At 44.3% G+C, this 15,222-nt stretch carries 14 protein-coding genes, 4 tRNA genes and 1 rRNA gene; 16 read left to right on the plus strand and 3 right to left on the minus strand.

Annotated features, from left to right (window positions below; genetic code table 11):
- From rrf to MZO41_RS13255, 11 genes are all read left to right on the plus strand, one after another.
- A 5S ribosomal RNA gene (rrf, locus tag MZO41_RS13205) occupies positions 1–117 on the plus strand.
- A gap of 6 nt (positions 118–123) precedes the next feature.
- A tRNA-Asn gene (locus tag MZO41_RS13210) sits at positions 124–196 on the plus strand.
- Positions 197–241: 45 nt separating this feature from the next.
- Positions 242–314: transfer RNA gene (locus tag MZO41_RS13215), tRNA-Thr, on the plus strand.
- A 641-nt stretch (positions 315–955) separates the two neighbouring features.
- Positions 956–2,428: a peptide MFS transporter gene (locus MZO41_RS13220; RefSeq protein ID WP_003643855.1), complete on the plus strand. Its 1,473-nt coding sequence runs from the start codon at positions 956–958 to the stop codon at positions 2,426–2,428.
- Positions 2,429–2,482: 54 nt separating this feature from the next.
- Entirely contained in the window at positions 2,483–3,325 is an 843-nt protein-coding gene (locus tag MZO41_RS13225) for a metallophosphoesterase (RefSeq protein WP_003640888.1), read from the plus strand.
- Positions 3,326–3,400: 75 nt separating this feature from the next.
- Positions 3,401–3,483, plus strand: a tRNA-Tyr gene (locus MZO41_RS13230).
- Positions 3,484–3,492: 9 nt separating this feature from the next.
- Positions 3,493–3,564, plus strand: a tRNA-Gln gene (locus MZO41_RS13235).
- A gap of 320 nt (positions 3,565–3,884) precedes the next feature.
- The gene (locus MZO41_RS13240; protein WP_003640889.1) at positions 3,885–4,343 is read left to right on the plus strand and encodes a hypothetical protein; all 459 of its coding nucleotides are present in this window, start codon (positions 3,885–3,887) and stop codon (positions 4,341–4,343) included.
- A gap of 380 nt (positions 4,344–4,723) precedes the next feature.
- Positions 4,724–5,041, plus strand: coding sequence for a cupin domain-containing protein (locus MZO41_RS13245; RefSeq protein WP_003644999.1), 318 nt, complete (start codon positions 4,724–4,726; stop codon positions 5,039–5,041).
- Positions 5,042–5,071: 30 nt separating this feature from the next.
- Positions 5,072–5,407, plus strand: coding sequence for a cupin domain-containing protein (locus MZO41_RS13250; RefSeq protein WP_003643860.1), 336 nt, complete (start codon positions 5,072–5,074; stop codon positions 5,405–5,407).
- A gap of 34 nt (positions 5,408–5,441) precedes the next feature.
- Positions 5,442–6,284 carry a metallophosphoesterase gene (locus tag MZO41_RS13255; RefSeq protein ID WP_013355212.1) on the plus strand — a complete coding sequence of 281 codons (843 nt, stop codon included), beginning with the start codon at positions 5,442–5,444 and terminating at the stop codon, positions 6,282–6,284.
- Positions 6,285–6,442: 158 nt separating this feature from the next.
- Here the strand turns inward: MZO41_RS13255 and MZO41_RS13260 are convergent, their stop codons facing one another.
- A complete protein-coding gene (locus MZO41_RS13260) occupies positions 6,443–7,549 on the minus strand; it encodes an SLC13 family permease (protein WP_013355213.1) in 1,107 nt (368 codons plus the stop codon).
- Positions 7,550–7,741: 192 nt separating this feature from the next.
- Positions 7,742–8,563 (minus strand): nicotinamide riboside transporter PnuC, encoded by an 822-nt coding sequence (pnuC, locus tag MZO41_RS13265; RefSeq protein ID WP_013355214.1) that lies wholly within the window; start codon positions 8,561–8,563, stop codon positions 7,742–7,744.
- A gap of 360 nt (positions 8,564–8,923) precedes the next feature.
- On the opposite strand from pnuC, the gene proC reads away from it, so the two are divergent.
- The 3 genes from proC to MZO41_RS13280 all read left to right on the plus strand — a co-directional run bounded on the left by proC (position 8,924) and on the right by MZO41_RS13280 (position 11,655).
- Positions 8,924–9,715 (plus strand): pyrroline-5-carboxylate reductase, encoded by a 792-nt coding sequence (proC, locus tag MZO41_RS13270; RefSeq protein WP_003640895.1) that lies wholly within the window; start codon positions 8,924–8,926, stop codon positions 9,713–9,715.
- A gap of 78 nt (positions 9,716–9,793) precedes the next feature.
- Positions 9,794–10,930, plus strand: a complete 1,137-nt coding sequence (nagA, locus tag MZO41_RS13275) for an N-acetylglucosamine-6-phosphate deacetylase (protein WP_003644997.1) — start codon at positions 9,794–9,796, stop codon at positions 10,928–10,930.
- Positions 10,931–10,953: 23 nt separating this feature from the next.
- Positions 10,954–11,655, plus strand: a complete 702-nt coding sequence (locus tag MZO41_RS13280; protein WP_003640897.1) for a GntR family transcriptional regulator — start codon at positions 10,954–10,956, stop codon at positions 11,653–11,655.
- Positions 11,656–11,824: 169 nt separating this feature from the next.
- On the opposite strand, the gene MZO41_RS13285 is transcribed toward MZO41_RS13280, so the two are convergent.
- Complete coding sequence (locus MZO41_RS13285; RefSeq protein ID WP_013355215.1) at positions 11,825–12,562, minus strand: WecB/TagA/CpsF family glycosyltransferase; 738 nt, start codon at positions 12,560–12,562, stop codon at positions 11,825–11,827.
- Positions 12,563–12,718: 156 nt separating this feature from the next.
- On the opposite strand from MZO41_RS13285, the gene MZO41_RS13290 reads away from it, so the two are divergent.
- On the plus strand, positions 12,719–14,197 hold the full coding sequence (locus MZO41_RS13290) for a nicotinate phosphoribosyltransferase (protein ID WP_003640899.1): 1,479 nt from the start codon (positions 12,719–12,721) through the stop codon (positions 14,195–14,197).
- Positions 14,197–15,024 (plus strand): NAD(+) synthase, encoded by an 828-nt coding sequence (gene nadE / locus MZO41_RS13295; RefSeq protein WP_003640900.1) that lies wholly within the window; start codon positions 14,197–14,199, stop codon positions 15,022–15,024. The genes MZO41_RS13290 and nadE overlap by 1 nt, the downstream gene beginning before the upstream one ends.
- Positions 15,025–15,222 lie beyond the last annotated feature (198 nt).

Raw genomic sequence — 15,222 nt, forward strand, 5'->3', positions numbered from 1 at the left:
TGTGGTGACGATGGCGAGAAGGATACACCTGTTCCCATGTCGAACACAGAAGTTAAGCTTCTTAGCGCCGAGAGTAGTTGGGGGATCGCTCCCTGCGAGGGTAGGACGTTGCCATGCGATTATTCCGACATAGCTCAGTTGGTAGAGCGCTTGACTGTTAATCAAGATGTCGACGGTTCGAGCCCGCCTGTCGGAGTGACATAGATGTTGGCAATTGTGTTAACATCTATTTTTATATCATGCCGGCTTAGCTCAGTTGGTAGAGCATCGGTATCGTAAACCGAGGGTCATCAGTTCGACTCTGGTAGCCGGCACTTGTGAGGTGGGACGTGGTTCTCGCCTTTTTATTTTTAAATAGACATAAAATGATTGGCAGCTTTGCGCAAACGCAAAGCTGCTTTTTTGATATAAGAATGTTAGCTATTTGAATGCCGAAGTATCAAAATGATCGTAAGGGCTTAGTAGGATGATGCCTATTGTCGCCACTGCTTTTTAGGTATGCTTAACATATCAATCTTGCGGTTTATTATAATTAGTCGCAATAACTGTAAATTACATGCTGCGAACAATCATAGCCATTTTAATAGCGGTACTTTATTGTTGATAATTTCAGTTTTGTTTTTTGTTTAATTAGATTTTTAATACCAATTGCGTATTTTCAGCATTTGAATGCTATTAATTATTTTATATTAAATTAGAATTTAGTGTTAATTTTAGAAAGCTAAAAGCCTTATAAAATGTCCTATCAACTAGTTTTTGGTGCTATAAAAGGATTTAAGACTATTTATGTATGGTGGATATTAATTTAATTAATGGTTATTAGATTAGAAAACGGTTAGTGCTATTGTTGATTAAGATTAAGGCTAGTATAATAGTTATTATGTTTAATTAAGAAACAAAACTTGTTACTTTTAAACGAAATACAAACTGGTTAAGAAGTTTGGAGGAATCTCTATTGGATAAGGAACAAAAGCTGGATCGGTCGTTCTTTGGCCAACCCCGTGGCTTACGGACGTTGTTCTTCACTGAAATGTGGGAACGATTCAGTTACTACGGGATGCGTGCGCTACTGATCTATTACATGTACTACAGTGTCGCTAAAGGTGGTCTTGGATTTGACCAAGTCACCGCAGCATCCATTATGTCAATCTATTCGGCCTTAGTTTACGTTTCTAGTGTCCTCGGTGGCTTTCTAAGTGACCGTGTCTGGGGTAGCCGTAAGACCGTCTTTATTGGTGGGGTCTTCATCATGTTAGGCCACATCGTTTTATCAACGCCATTTGGAGTTGGTGCACTATTTGTTTCAATCGCACTTATTGTCATTGGGACTGGGTTATTAAAGCCAAACGTCTCTGACATGGTTGGTCAATTGTATACAGTGGAAGATACACGTCGGGATGCAGGTTTTAGTATTTTCGTCTTCGGGATTAACTTAGGTTCATTGGTTGCACCAGCCTTAGTTGGTCGGATCGGCTTAAATGTTAACTTCCACTTAGGCTTCTCCTTAGCTGCGATTGGGATGTTCTTTGGTCTATTGCAATACTACTTTGATGGTAAGAAGAATTTAAGTTCTGCTAGCCTCTATCCAACTGATCCATTAGAACCCGGTGATTTGAAAAAAATCATGCGGTGGACAATCTTAGGAATCGTTGGGATTGGGTTGATTCTACTATTAATGCAATTAATGAATGCTCTTACGTTAGCAAATGTTATTAGTTTAATTAGTACGCTTGTTATCTTGACACCAATCGTTTACTTTATTTTGATGTTAACGTCTGACAAGACTAATGCAACAGAACGTTCACGTGTTCGGGCTTATATCCCATTGTTTATTGCCGCTGCTTTATTCTGGGCAATTGAAGAACAGGGTTCGTCCGTACTTGCGTTATTTGCAGCTAATCGGGTTAATTTGGATCTTGGTTTTACCCATCTAGCTGCTTCTGATTTCCAAATGCTAAACCCATTGTTCATCATGATTTATACAACACCATTCGTGTGGTTGTGGACTAAGTGGGGTAAAAAACAACCTAGTTCACCAACTAAATTTGCGATTGGGTTGCTATTCGCTGGGGCTTCTTACCTAGTGATGGCTGTACCTGGAGCGCTCTTTGGAACTGCAGGGAAGGTTAGTCCATGGTGGTTAGTTGCCAGTTGGGCAGTCGTTGAAATTGCTGAAATGTTGATTTCACCAATTGGTTTATCAGTTACCACCAAGCTTGCACCAAAGGCTTTTGCTTCTCAGATGATGAGTATGTGGTTCCTAACTGATTCGGTTGGTAGTGCGCTTAATGCACAGATTGTCCGTTTCTACTCGACGCAAACCGAAGTGCCATATTTTGCGATTACCGGGATTGTTAGTGTCGTTTTAGGGATTATCCTCTTTATGATGGTGCCAATGATTAAACGGTCGATGCAAGGCATTCGCTAAATTGAATATTTACTCGAAGATATGTTATCTTAGTGGTAGCATATCTTTTTTGTTTTGGAGGGGTTGACCATCGTACGAATTGCTTTCAGTAGTGATAATCATTTTGATGTTAATCGAGTGGATGCGACTGCGATGATGCGATCTCAGGCGACCTATCTTTTACAGAATGGTGTTCAGATTTATTTGATTGCTGGCGATCTTTTTAATGACTTTCAGCGTAGTCAGCAGTTTGTCGTCGATTTACAGGCCCTATTAGGCGCACAGACGCGTGTTTACTGGATTGCGGGTAATCATGACATGGTCCATGGCATTTCGTTTGACGAGCTTGAAACAGGGCATTTTGATGGCTACCTGCATAACCGGTATATCGATATTTCTGGTACAGATTGGCGCGTGATTGGACATAATGGGTGGTATGACTATCAGTATGCTGCCCAGGTCCCTGATACGACTGCGGCCGACTTCTTACACTGGAAGAATGCGTTTTGGATCGACCGGGCTATTAAACAGCCGATGAGCGATCAGGAGCGGACTGATTTAATGCTCAACCAAGTAAAAGCGCAGCTTAACTTGGCTGCTGTGGATCACAAGCAAGTTATTTTTATGACGCACTTTGTTCCCCGGATCGATTATTTGCGTTTTTCTGATGATAATCGGTTTTGGAATATGGCTAACGCGTTAATGGGAACGCCCCGGTTAGGACAACTGTTGGAGCAGTTTAACGTGGCGCACGTTTTATTTGGTCATTTGCACGTCCATCCGCAACCGCGGGTGTTTGGTCAGACCACCTATTATGACCAAGCAGTGGGCTATGGACTCAAGCGTATCAATGAATGGCAAGCCAATAATTTTATGGCGGAGTGGTATCAAGATACGCAAATTCTGGATTTGAAATAAAAACTGAAAAAACTTTGAAAAAAGTCTTGATTTTTTATTCAAAATTATGTATTCTAATATAGTTGAATGATTTACGGAGGGGTAGCGAAGTCTGGCTAAACGCGGCGGACTGTAAATCCGCTCCTTCGGGTTCGGTGGTTCGAATCCACTCCCCTCCATTTCATTATTGGGCTATAGCCAAGTGGTAAGGCAACGGGTTTTGATCCCGTGATGCGCTGGTTCGAACCCAGCTAGCCCAATTGTTACGCCTTTCGTCGTTAATCAGGTCTTAGGATCTTGATGTAACGACTTTTTTATTGGCTTAAATTTATCTTAATATCGGCGGGTAGTGCCACTTCGTGAAGAATGCGTAACGGATTCTTCACGAAGTGGATTTTTTTGTCTCGGTCTGTTTATTTGCCATCATCAATAATAATGTGATATGTTTTAGTATTCTATTTGGGGCACGATCCAGATGGGATAGGAGGTCTGGTCAATGAATTTATTTATTCCGTAAGTACACGGAAGAGGTTAATGGCTGGCATTGTTAATTTTAAAAATACGTACTAGTTAACGCGTCATGACGGCCATCACAATTATTATGAGTCGTTCTTATAAAAGCACACCAATTTTTAAAGCACATATGGGTTATGGAAAGAAGCGCGCTAACCGTGCTGTTCGAAATCGTATGAATCGTGGTGAATTTGATGTTTTGCCGGCTAATTCGCATGCCTGGTATAAACGATGTTATGAGCAGTATGATGTTGTCGATTATTGCTCCAGAGAGACTTATTCGCAAGTTCAACTTGAGCTGGAGACGATGCGATTAGAGATTACTCGTAACGGTGGGATTATTCGAAGAATCCCACAACATCTGGTTGTTACGTATACTTTTGATCCGGTGATATCTGATATTGTGCACATGCAGCGAACGGAAGAACTAATTCCTGCGCAAGATGTCCAAATGTTTGTAGGTACTTTTGAACAGTGGTGTCGGGAGCGTCGCAACTGCTGGGCCAAGGCTTATTATCGAAAATAAGTCGTATTGGAACTTGATCTATGAGATTTGGTTGAAGAGGCTACGTAGCCTTAGTTGTCCCACTACCAGCCCCAACTAGTTGACTGAATAAATCAAATTTTCCACAGAACTGTTATCAAATGTAGTAACAGCAGACTGTTCAGCGTCGCAATGACGCTTGGACAGCTTTTTGCATGGCCCATATCTGGATGCAAAGGCATTTACCTGCCAGAGATGACGTGGTTATTAAGTATATGACTAGTAGTCAGTTATTCAGAATTATAAGATGTTTATTCAATCGAACCTCGAAAATTGAGTTTGTTAGCGTTAAGCTTAATTTAGGGAACCATACCATCATGAATAACGTAAGCGACCATGATGATGACCAAGGAGGATTTGAAATGGCGGTAACTAAAATTGATTTAAAAACCACGATGACTTACCGGGAGCATGCAATTACTAGTAAATCATTTGCTCGAAAATTAGGGATTGAACTGCCGTTTGCGATGTACGCAATGGCGGCGGGTGAAAGTATTAGTGCTGAACAATCCACGCTGACCCGCTTATTTGAGGTTGTTGATGGTACTTTGACCGTCCGTTTGGCGACGGAGACCGACCAAGAAGTGCATGCGGGCGAGATGTTAGTGGTGCCAGCTCATACGGTCCATACGTTGGTCGCTGAGCAGCCGTGCCAGTTTATTCAATTAGAAACGAAATAGGCCTTAATAGCGAGATGCGGAGGAATTCAAATGAGTTTAATTAACAAAATTGATCATGCTAAGGTCCTCAATTTAACTGAACAAATTCCACTGGATGATGATCAAGTTAATAGCCGGACACTGGTTCAACGGGATGATTTAAGTATGACGCTATTTTCAGTCGCAACCGACCAAGAGATTGGCGGCCATTCTGCCCAGGGCGATGCGATGGTCAATATTTTAAGTGGAGAAGCGGAAATTACGGTTGAAGGCACCATTTATCATTTAACTGCGGGACAATCGATCGTGATTCCTAAGGATGCCCGGCACGCGTTATATGCCGTTCAAGGATTTCAGATGTTATTGGTGGTCGTTAAACCCGACTAATGCACGTGGTTATCGATGAGACGGAGGGAGTAATATGCCGCTGTATACGTTTATTGGTGATATTCATAGTGCCGCGGATGATCTGGCAGTTTTATTAGCCGATCCTGAAGTTACCGCGACGCGCTTGATTTTCTTGGGCGATTATATTGATGGTACGGCGGCACGCTATTTTGGTCATGCCACCGAGTCAGCTCCGTTGGCGCCGCTAAAAGTACTGACGATGGTTAGAAAACGGGTACGGGAATACGGCGATGTGGCTTTACTAGGCAATCATGATGAATTTTGGCTACGGACAGCTCATGGTGATGACAATGCCACCGCAACTTGGGTGTTGAACGGTGGTCACCGGACCTGGCGCAAATTAGGGATTTACTCCTCCAATCCCAATCATGTTCGGCGGGCATTAAATGGTGCGCTATTAAAGCCGGATACTGATTTCTTAGCACATTTGCCGCTGATGTGGCAACATGGTCGGTTACTGGCTATGCACGCGGGTGTTAACTGGCAATACCCATTAACACAACAAACAACGACTGACCTACTGTGGATTCGGGATGACTATTATGATGACTTCACGACTGGCAGTCACCGTTGGCATCGGAACTTATTCAATAAAGTCATCATTACTGGTCATACGCCGGTGCAGACCTTGACTGGTTCACACACTGGTTATTTAAAGATGCAGGCAGATGCGCAAGACGTTCCACGATATCTAATTGATGCAGGCAGTCGTTCAGGCCTGTTTGATGGTGGAATTTGTGCGTTAACGCTGACGGTCGATGGTGAATTTGTCAGGGCGAAACGCGTGATCAAGGGTCACCGCTACGATGGTCAGCAAATCGTCACTCCGGCCATGTTGGTGGATCAGGCGCACTAAGTATCACTAAACATCTCAGAGATAGAACGTAAAAGGAGCAGGCTCACATGATATTGAGACTGCTCCTTTTATGATGTCACGCTAGTTACTGGTTTTCGCACTATTTCAAGTTGATTGGTTTGCAAGTTCTCACTGAATTGTTACTCAGCGTAACTGAATTATAGTTGTAAATAGAACCAGCCACCAAGGCCTAAAATGAACAGGCCAAGTCCATTGAGGGCCGTAAACACGATCAAAAAATGGTGGAGTGGTTGTTCATCATTGAAGGGCAACAATTGTTTTAAGGCAAGCAGATTTGCTAGTGAGGCCACCAATGACCCCAGACCGCCGATATTGACGCCTAAAAATAGCGCTGATAAATGGGGCGTGAAATTCGCTAGTAAGATGGCGGCTGGAACATTGCTGATGACTTGGCTAGTAATTAGTCCAGTAATATAGACACTGGGGGCTGTCTGAGTCAATTGGTTGAGCCAATGCGTTATTGCGGGATTATGACTGATGGCGCTAACGAAGATGAAGAAGCAGATAAAGGTTAAGAGTAGTGCGTAATCGACGTACTGAAAGACGCGTCGGTTAATCATGAGGCCTACGACAATCGTTCCGATAATAACTAGTGAAATGGGCACCAAATTAAAAATGCCAAGCATAATGAAACTGAGCAGGCCGCCCGCAAGCCCGATTTGACTGCGAGAAATGGGCGTAGATTTGGTTGGTGTTACAGTTAGCGGCAACCGAGGTAACCGCCAGCTTAAGGCAACTAATAAAGCTAGACTAGCAAGCATTAACGGGGTCGATAATTTAAAAAACGTGAATAGATTAACGTGATAGAACGTGACCAAAAATAAATTTTGGGGATTGCCAATGGGCGTAAACGCGCTACCAAGATTGGCTGCCATGATAATTAAAGTCGCTGGGTAGGCAATGGCCAGGTGCTGCCGCCGGGCGAGTGTGAGAAAGATTGGAATTAACGTTAGGATCGCAACGTCGTTAGTTAAAATCATTGAGCCACCAAAGGCCAGTAAGATGAATAATTGACACATTTGACGGGTATCGTGTGATTTAACTAAGAGCCAGTCCCTTAAAGTATCAAGCAAATGCATCGCGCGAAGTAATTGAACACTGATCATGAGTGCAAATAAGGTGCCAATCGTAGCCCAATTAATTGCCGTCAGTTGGGGTGTCCCGATGAACAAACTTAAACCAGCACAAATTAATGCAATAATAAAGATTTTATCGTGAAGTGTGCGACGAACGACTGTCACCATGGTAAACGTCCCCCTCAATAGTCAGTTAATTAGTTCTAACTTAAACAAACTCGTCGCTAAATGTAAACTGATAGACATTTTTCAGATAAGGATGTAGCCACCCGAACGGTAACCCAAATAAAAAATCGCTTCAAAGTTATGTGTTTAACTTTGAAGCGATTAGTGCTTGGTTTTGATTGCCAGTTAGCTTGCTTAATGTGTATCTAGTTTATCTTGCTGAGTGTTTTGACCGAAGAACCACAAGTAGGCACCATATAACGCGTTAGCGAGCATCACTAGTTGCAATGCTAACATTGAGGCGGCTGCAGGACTGAAGCCTTTTAATTGGTTGAACCAGATAATAACGTTAATCACGTCGAGTGTGATCCACGCAACCCATTGGGAACGATAACCGTTGACCATGAGGACACTACCGACAATCCCAAGTGGTAACAGGGTCGCGTCCAGGTAGATTTGGTTACCGTTAAGTTGTTTACTAAAGTGTAAGACAATGGCGTAGACGAGTATGGCTAACGCGAACCAGGAACAACCGGCTAATTTGCTCAATTTACGACCAGTCAGTTCGCTGGCATCGGGTTGCGCTGCCATTTTACGATGCCAGACGGTGATGCCGACAAATTGCATGATAAGGTAAAATGATTGCGACGCAATGTCACCAATCAGCCGATTGGTGATGGCCGTAGTCAGCCAAGCCGCACAGGCAATAATGCCCCAACTATAGTTCGTCAGTCGCCCTTGATCAACCAGAATTAAGTTAATCACGACCATAATCCCGGTCAATAGGCCAATCCAGCCATGTAGGCTGTAATCGCGGCCCAGAATAAAACCAATGATGGTCACGATTAGCATCGTGCTCATCATCAACTTAGTGGTGCGGCGAAGCGTCTTTAATTCATTAAGTCCCCGTTGCCAGCTGAAGACGGCGCGCATGGCCGTGGGCAGACTAGTGATGTCTTGCTGGCATTGTTGCAGCAGGGTTGATAAGGTGAGTCGGAAATGGTTGTTCTGGTTCATAGTGAAACACTCCTTAGTTGTTTTTAGACAGCCGTGTTCGGAAGCAACGCTGTGTTTGATTGCTGTTTACATTAGCTTGTTCAAGCAGACCTGTCAACGAGCTTCGCGCATATTGAAGGCCGATTATTAATAGATTAATCAATTGGTTTCAGTATTGATAAGCAATCACCTTAATAGAGTGGCTCGTGATATTTATTTGTTGATAGTGAAAGTTGAGCTGAAAAAAGTGATTAATTACCCACAGTTTCACAAATATTGGTATAGTAGAAGAGTAAGCGGGAATGTCTGTTTAATCCTGCCTAGCCGTTAATCGGTTAGTGGTTAATGATATAAATTATAAGTCAGAGGAGCGTTTTACGGATGAAAATCGGATTCATTGGTGCCGGTAACATGGGCCGCGCGATTATTGATGGGTGGTTAAAACAACAAGCGGTCGTCCCAGCAGATATTTATATTCACAGTGCCCATGCTGCGAGTTATCAACCTTATGCGCAAAAAAATGGGCTACAGGCCTGTGACACTAATTTGGCCGTGGCACAAGCTGCTGACGTTATCGTTTTGGCAGTTAAGCCGAACATTGCGTTGGCCGCATTAAAAGAAGTTCAAGCAGCTTTAACGGGCAAGTGGGTTATTACAATGGTATCAGGATTGAGTTTGGCCGATTATGCCACGGTTGTCCCTGATCTCCCCGTTCTGAGAATCATGCCGAATGTGAACGTGGCGATTGGTGCCGGGATGACGGCGTTGGTTGGTAATGATGCCTTAACACCAGAGCAATATGCGGCTGGGCAACAATTATTCGATGCGATTGGTGCCACGAGTGCCATCGCTGAGAAAGATTTTCCAACTTTTTCAGCCTTAGCAGGTAGTTCGCCGGCCTACATCTATTTCTTTATTGACGCGATGGCCCGCGCAGGCGTCAAGCACGGTTTGAGCAAGGATGCAGCGACTAAGATTGCGGCGCAGGCCACGCTGGGCAGTGCGCAGAATGTTTTAGCTTCTGATAAAATTCCGTTTGACCTGATCGATCAAGTTTCTTCACCTGGTGGCACGACGGTTGCTGGATTACTGGCCATGGAAGAGGCCGGCTTTATGACCGCAGTGGTGAAGGGAATTGATGCGACGATTGCGAAGGAACTTGGCGAATCTTAAATTACTTGGTGCTGGTGGTTGCAAGTTTGGTCTATACCGATTATAATTAAACCAGATAAATCCAAGGAGGAATTGTTCATGAGCAAAGTGTTAAAACATGCCATCATTTATACTGGTCTAGAAAAGATCGATGACGGCTACATTCGTTTCGGTAAGGAAATTGAAGCGGTTGGTCCAATGGATGACTACGTGGCCCAACCCGATGATGATATCGAATTTGTGAGTGGCAAAACGATTGTACCGGGCTTCATTGATGTTCATAGCCATGGTGGTTATAGTTTTGATTCAATGGACGGGAATCCAGCTGAAATTAACGAAATGGTTAATGATATGGTTGCCCGCGAAGGTATTACGTCATACTTCTGTACGACCATGACGCAATCCAACGAAAACTTAGATCATTCGATGGCCGGTATTAACAAGGCCGCCGATGAAAATCCGGTTATCCAAGGGGTTCATTTGGAAGGCCCATTCATTTCGGCGACGTTTAAGGGTGCCCAACCTGAAAAGTACATTAAGAATCCTAACGTTGACTTATTAGACAACTGGAACAAGTTGTCGGGTGGTCGGGTTAAGTTGATTACTTACGCGCCGGAAGATCCTGGTTCGCGTGAATTTGAAAAGTACTGCTTGGAAAATGGCATTGTGCCTTCAGTGGGCCACAGTAACGCGACTCGTGAACAATTATTAGCAAGTAAAGCAACTCACGTGACGCATTTATACAACGCGCAACGTGAATTCAAGCACCGTGAACCAGGTGTTACTGGTCATGCCATGCTTGAAAACAACATGTACTGTGAATTGATCTGTGATGGGTTCCATATCGTGCCTGACATGATCAAGCTCGCTTACGAACAAAAGGGCGTTGACCGGATCGAATTGGTGACTGATTCAATGCGTGCCAAGGGTGAACCCGACGGTATCAGTGAATTAGGTGGTCAAAAAGTGATTGTTAAGGATGGTCAAGCACGTCTTGAAGAAGGTAACTTGGCTGGTTCTGTCCTGACATTCATTAATGCCTTCAAGAATATTCAGAAGTTCACCGGTTGCGGCATTGCTGAAGCGGTTAAGATGGCTTCTGTCAACCAAGCACGTGAATTTGGGTTGACTAAGAAAGGAACATTGGAAGCCGGTAAAGATGCTGATATCAACATCTTAGATGGCAATCAAGATTTAGTCGCAACATATAGCTACGGTAAAAAAGCAGCTAAATAAATTAGAAGTAAGGGATGAGTACCATGAGTTCGCCAATTTATATTCAAATCCACAACCAAATTAAGCAGGCGATTGAAGCAGGTCGGTGGGCCGTTGGTGACCGGATTCCGTCTGAGCGGGAGCTGGCTACACAGTTCGATGTTAGTCGGATGACCCTTCGACAAGCAATCCAGACATTGGTTGACGAAGGAATATTAGAGCGGCGAGTCGGTGCCGGCACGTTTGTCGCGAATCAGAAGGTCCAAGAAAAAATGTCCGGTGTCACCAGTTTTACTGATCTAATGCTGGCCCAGGGTAAGGTCCCATCAAGTAAGACGATTTCATATCACGTGACGAGCCCGTCGCTATCTGAGAGCGAAAAGTTGGCGTTAGGCGCCAACGAACAAGTTCTACGGATGGAACGAATTCGCTATGGTGATGATGTGCCAATTTGTTTTGAGGTCGCAACAGTTCCAGAACGACTCGTCAAGCAGTTCACCAAGGACGAAATTACGAGTTCGTTGTATCGGACGTTGGAAGAAAAGGCAAGTTTAGTGCCTGGTAAGGCTCAACAGACGGTTTCGGCGATGTCTGCTTCTGAGCGTATCGCAGAATACTTGTCAGTCCGGCGTGGCGATGCGTTGCTACGGTTACGGCAGATTTCGTATTTGCAAACCGGCGAACCGTTTGAATACGTGCGGACCCAGTACGTTGGTAACCGGTTTGAGTTTTATCTTGAAAAATAACCAGTCAGTCGGGTGCTGGGCACCTGATTAGAGTGGTGATACCAAAAATAGCTCACCTAGGATGTTATTCTAGGTGAGCTATTTTTGGATTTATGACTGAAGACTGGGTACACGCACAAAAGCAATTGTCATCGTAACGCAGTGGCTTATAACTGGTAATGATTGCCAGTTAATGGGCTTGCTGGCGCGCTATTTTTTTAACTAACCGCAAGTAGCGGGGTAACACGAGCATCCGCTTGAAACGACTTGGTTCTTGAATCAGACGGTAGAGCCATTCAACGTGGTGTTTTTGCCAAAATAACGGCGCCCGCTTAACCGCGCCTGCAATTACGTCGAAGCTACCCCCGACACCCATCCAGAGCGCATCGAGGCGTTGGCGGTGTTCGGCGATGAAAAATTCCTGCTTAGGAAAACCAGTGGCTACGAAGACCATATCGGGTTGCGCGGCCACGATTTGGTCGACAACGGTTTGTTCGTCGTCATAATAGCCATCACGGGCACCCGCGACAACGATGCCGGGATAAGCTCGTTGAACGATCGTGGTCACTTGCTTTAACACGGCCGGCTTGGCACCTAACAAAAAGATCCGTTGGTGCTGTTGGCTACCCCATTCTAGTAGTGTTAAAAGAGTATCATAGCCGGTGATCCGTTCGGGGAGTGGTGTGCCAAGAATCTGGGCCCCCTGAATGACGCCAATGCCGTCTGGCGTGATATAGTCCGCTTGCGTTAACACCTGTTGGTAATCGGGGTGTTCACGAGCATACATTAAGATCTCGGGGTTAGCGGTCACCACAAAGCGATTGCGATGCGCGAGAATATCGGTTTGAAGTTGCTGAACAAAACCAGCGTTAGTTGTCTTGATAAACGGCACGTTTAAGATGTTAACCGTGTCAAAAGGGACTGACATAAGCGACCTCACTTTCTAATCATAATTAAAGTATAGGTAAATCAAGGAATTCTGCAACTTTTTGGATGCTTAAGCGCATTCTTTTATAAAAAATGCTAAAATAAGCTTAACTTACTGTAAACACGGTTATTACCTACGAAATGGAGAATTATACTCATGACGCAAATCTATCCGGATGATAGTTTTACCTTGCATACGGATGCTTATCAAATTAATATGATCCAAACCTACTGGGAACAAGGTATTCACAACAAACATGCGGTGTTTGAAGTGTTCTTTCGTAAGATGCCGTTCCAAAATGGGTACGCGGTATTTGCGGGTCTGGAACGAGTTGTTAATTATATCAATCATTTACATTTTACGGCAACTGACATCGCATATTTACGTGAACTGGGTGGCTACTCAGACGGTTTTCTAGATTATTTAGCGAATTTCAAATTTGATGCGACGATTCGTGCGGTTCGTGAAGGAGACTTGGTCTTTAATAATGAACCGTTGTTACAAGTCGAAGGACCACTGGCCACTTGTCAGTTAATTGAAACGGCACTACTCAATATTATCAATTATCAAACGCTGATTGCGACTAAAGCGGCGCGCATTAAGTCGGTTGTCGGTGAAGATGGCTTGCTAGAATTCGGTACTCGGCGGGCGCAAGAGTTTGATGCGGCCATCTGGGGAACCCGGGCGGCTTATATTGGTGGCTTTGACGCGACGAGTAACGTGCGGGCTGGCAAAATTTTTGGTATTCCGATTAGCGGGACCCATGCGCATGCGCTCGTGCAGACTTATCGAAACGATTATCAAGCTTTCAAGGCCTATGCGGAGACCCATCATGACTGTGTCTTTCTAGTGGATACGTATGATACGTTACGTAGCGGGGTGCCGAGTGCGATTCGAGTGGCTAAGGAAATGGGTGATAAAATCAATTTCCAAGGGGTTCGTATCGATAGTGGCGATATGGCTTACTTATCAAAACGCGTGCGTGAACAGCTAGACGAAGCTGGTTTTCCGGATGCCAAGATTTATGCGTCAAATGATTTGGACGAAAAAACGATCCAAAACTTGAAGATGCAAGGTGCTAAAATTAGTGTCTGGGGTGTTGGGACGAAGCTAATCACGGCCTTTGACCAACCCGCGTTAGGGGCCGTGTACAAGATGGTTTCGATCGAGAATGATCATCATCAGATGGTTGATACGATCAAACTTTCAAATAACGCGGAAAAGGTCTCAACGCCTGGTCAAAAACAAGTTTGGCGGATTACGAAGCGTGCGGATGGCAAGTCGGAAGGTGACTATGTGACGTTGTACGATGAAGATCCGCGCAACGAAGAATCAATTTACATGTTCCATCCAAGCTATACGTATATTAATAAGACGGTCAGTGACTTTGATGCGCGACCACTATTGGTTCCCATCTATGACCGCGGTCAACAAGTTTATACTTTACCAACGTTAGATGAAATCAAGGAGTATTCATTTGAAAGTCTAGATGCACTTTGGGACGAATACAAACGGGATTTAAACCCTCAGGATTACCCGGTCGACTTGTCACAAAAACTTTATGATCATAAAATGAATATTATTAACACGGTCAGAGACCACGTTAACCATAAAGATGAGGAGGAAGCTTACTAATGCGGCCATTACAAGCTGAGATTATTAAAGCGTTACACGTTGCACCAACGATTGATCCAGAAGTTGAGATTCGTCGAAGTATTGATTTTTTGAAGGCTTATTTAACTAAAAATACCTTTTTGAAGACCTATGTGCTTGGCATCTCTGGCGGTCAAGATTCCACGTTAGCTGGAAAATTGACGGAGATGGCCATTACCGAAATGCGGCAGGAAACGGGTGATGATCGCTATCAATTCATCGCAGTCCGGTTACCATATGGCAATCAAGCGGATGAAGCGGATGCGATGGCAGCGATTGATTTTATGCAAGCCGACGTGACGGATCGGGTGGATATTCAACCGGCTACGGATGCCATGGTAACTGCATTGGAAGCTAACCAATTGACGATTCATGATTTCAACAAGGGCAATATTAAAGCGCGCCAACGCATGATCGTGCAATATGGGATTGCCGGTGAAATGCACGGTGCTGTCGTGGGAACCGACCATGCAGCCGAAGCTGTTACTGGTTTTTATACCAAGTACGGTGACGGTGGTGCGGATATTGTGCCACTATGGCGATTGAACAAGCGTCAAGGTAAACAAATGCTGGCCGCTTTAGATGCGCCCAAGCATTTGTATGACAAAGTCCCGACCGCTGACTTGGAAGAAGATCGGCCAGCATTACCTGATGAAGTCGCGTTAGGTGTTCGTTACGACGACATCGACGATTACTTGGAAGGCCGGACGGTCAGCGATGCTGCGGCCGAAAAGATTGAGGCGTGGTACTTAAAGACTGCCCACAAACGCCACGCGGCCATCACTGTGTTTGATGATTTTTGGAAATAAGCTAGTTAGCTGATAATCGATCAGGATTACGGCTAACCTAATTAAAAAGGCGACTTGAAGATTATTCAGCTTCAGGTCGCCTTTTTGCATAGGCACATAATTTTATGGTGACTACCGTAATATTGGTGGGATTGGTGGAAAAGCGGTAGAATGGTTTAAAATATGTAAACGCTTAATGTGAGAATATCCAAGTGCTGT

The organism is Lactiplantibacillus sp. C232, from assembly GCF_023806725.1.
Taxonomy (GTDB): domain Bacteria; phylum Bacillota; class Bacilli; order Lactobacillales; family Lactobacillaceae; genus Lactiplantibacillus; species Lactiplantibacillus plantarum.

Excerpts from the sequence above, each read along its gene's own strand:
- pnuC (WP_013355214.1), bottom strand. The coding sequence starts at position 8,563 with ATGAACCAGAACAACCATTTCCGACTCACCTTATCAACCCTGCTGCAA.
- MZO41_RS13290 (WP_003640899.1), top strand. The coding sequence starts at position 12,719 with ATGACGCAAATCTATCCGGATGATAGTTTTACCTTGCATACGGATGCT.
- MZO41_RS13285 (WP_013355215.1), bottom strand. The coding sequence starts at position 12,562 with ATGTCAGTCCCTTTTGACACGGTTAACATCTTAAACGTGCCGTTTATC.
- MZO41_RS13245 (WP_003644999.1), top strand. The coding sequence starts at position 4,724 with ATGGCGGTAACTAAAATTGATTTAAAAACCACGATGACTTACCGGGAG.
- MZO41_RS13280 (WP_003640897.1), top strand. The coding sequence starts at position 10,954 with ATGAGTTCGCCAATTTATATTCAAATCCACAACCAAATTAAGCAGGCG.
- nagA (WP_003644997.1), top strand. The coding sequence starts at position 9,794 with ATGAGCAAAGTGTTAAAACATGCCATCATTTATACTGGTCTAGAAAAG.
- MZO41_RS13250 (WP_003643860.1), top strand. The coding sequence starts at position 5,072 with ATGAGTTTAATTAACAAAATTGATCATGCTAAGGTCCTCAATTTAACT.
- MZO41_RS13240 (WP_003640889.1), top strand. The coding sequence starts at position 3,885 with ATGACGGCCATCACAATTATTATGAGTCGTTCTTATAAAAGCACACCA.
- nadE (WP_003640900.1), top strand. The coding sequence starts at position 14,197 with ATGCGGCCATTACAAGCTGAGATTATTAAAGCGTTACACGTTGCACCA.
- proC (WP_003640895.1), top strand. The coding sequence starts at position 8,924 with ATGAAAATCGGATTCATTGGTGCCGGTAACATGGGCCGCGCGATTATT.
- MZO41_RS13255 (WP_013355212.1), top strand. The coding sequence starts at position 5,442 with ATGCCGCTGTATACGTTTATTGGTGATATTCATAGTGCCGCGGATGAT.
- MZO41_RS13260 (WP_013355213.1), bottom strand. The coding sequence starts at position 7,549 with ATGGTGACAGTCGTTCGTCGCACACTTCACGATAAAATCTTTATTATT.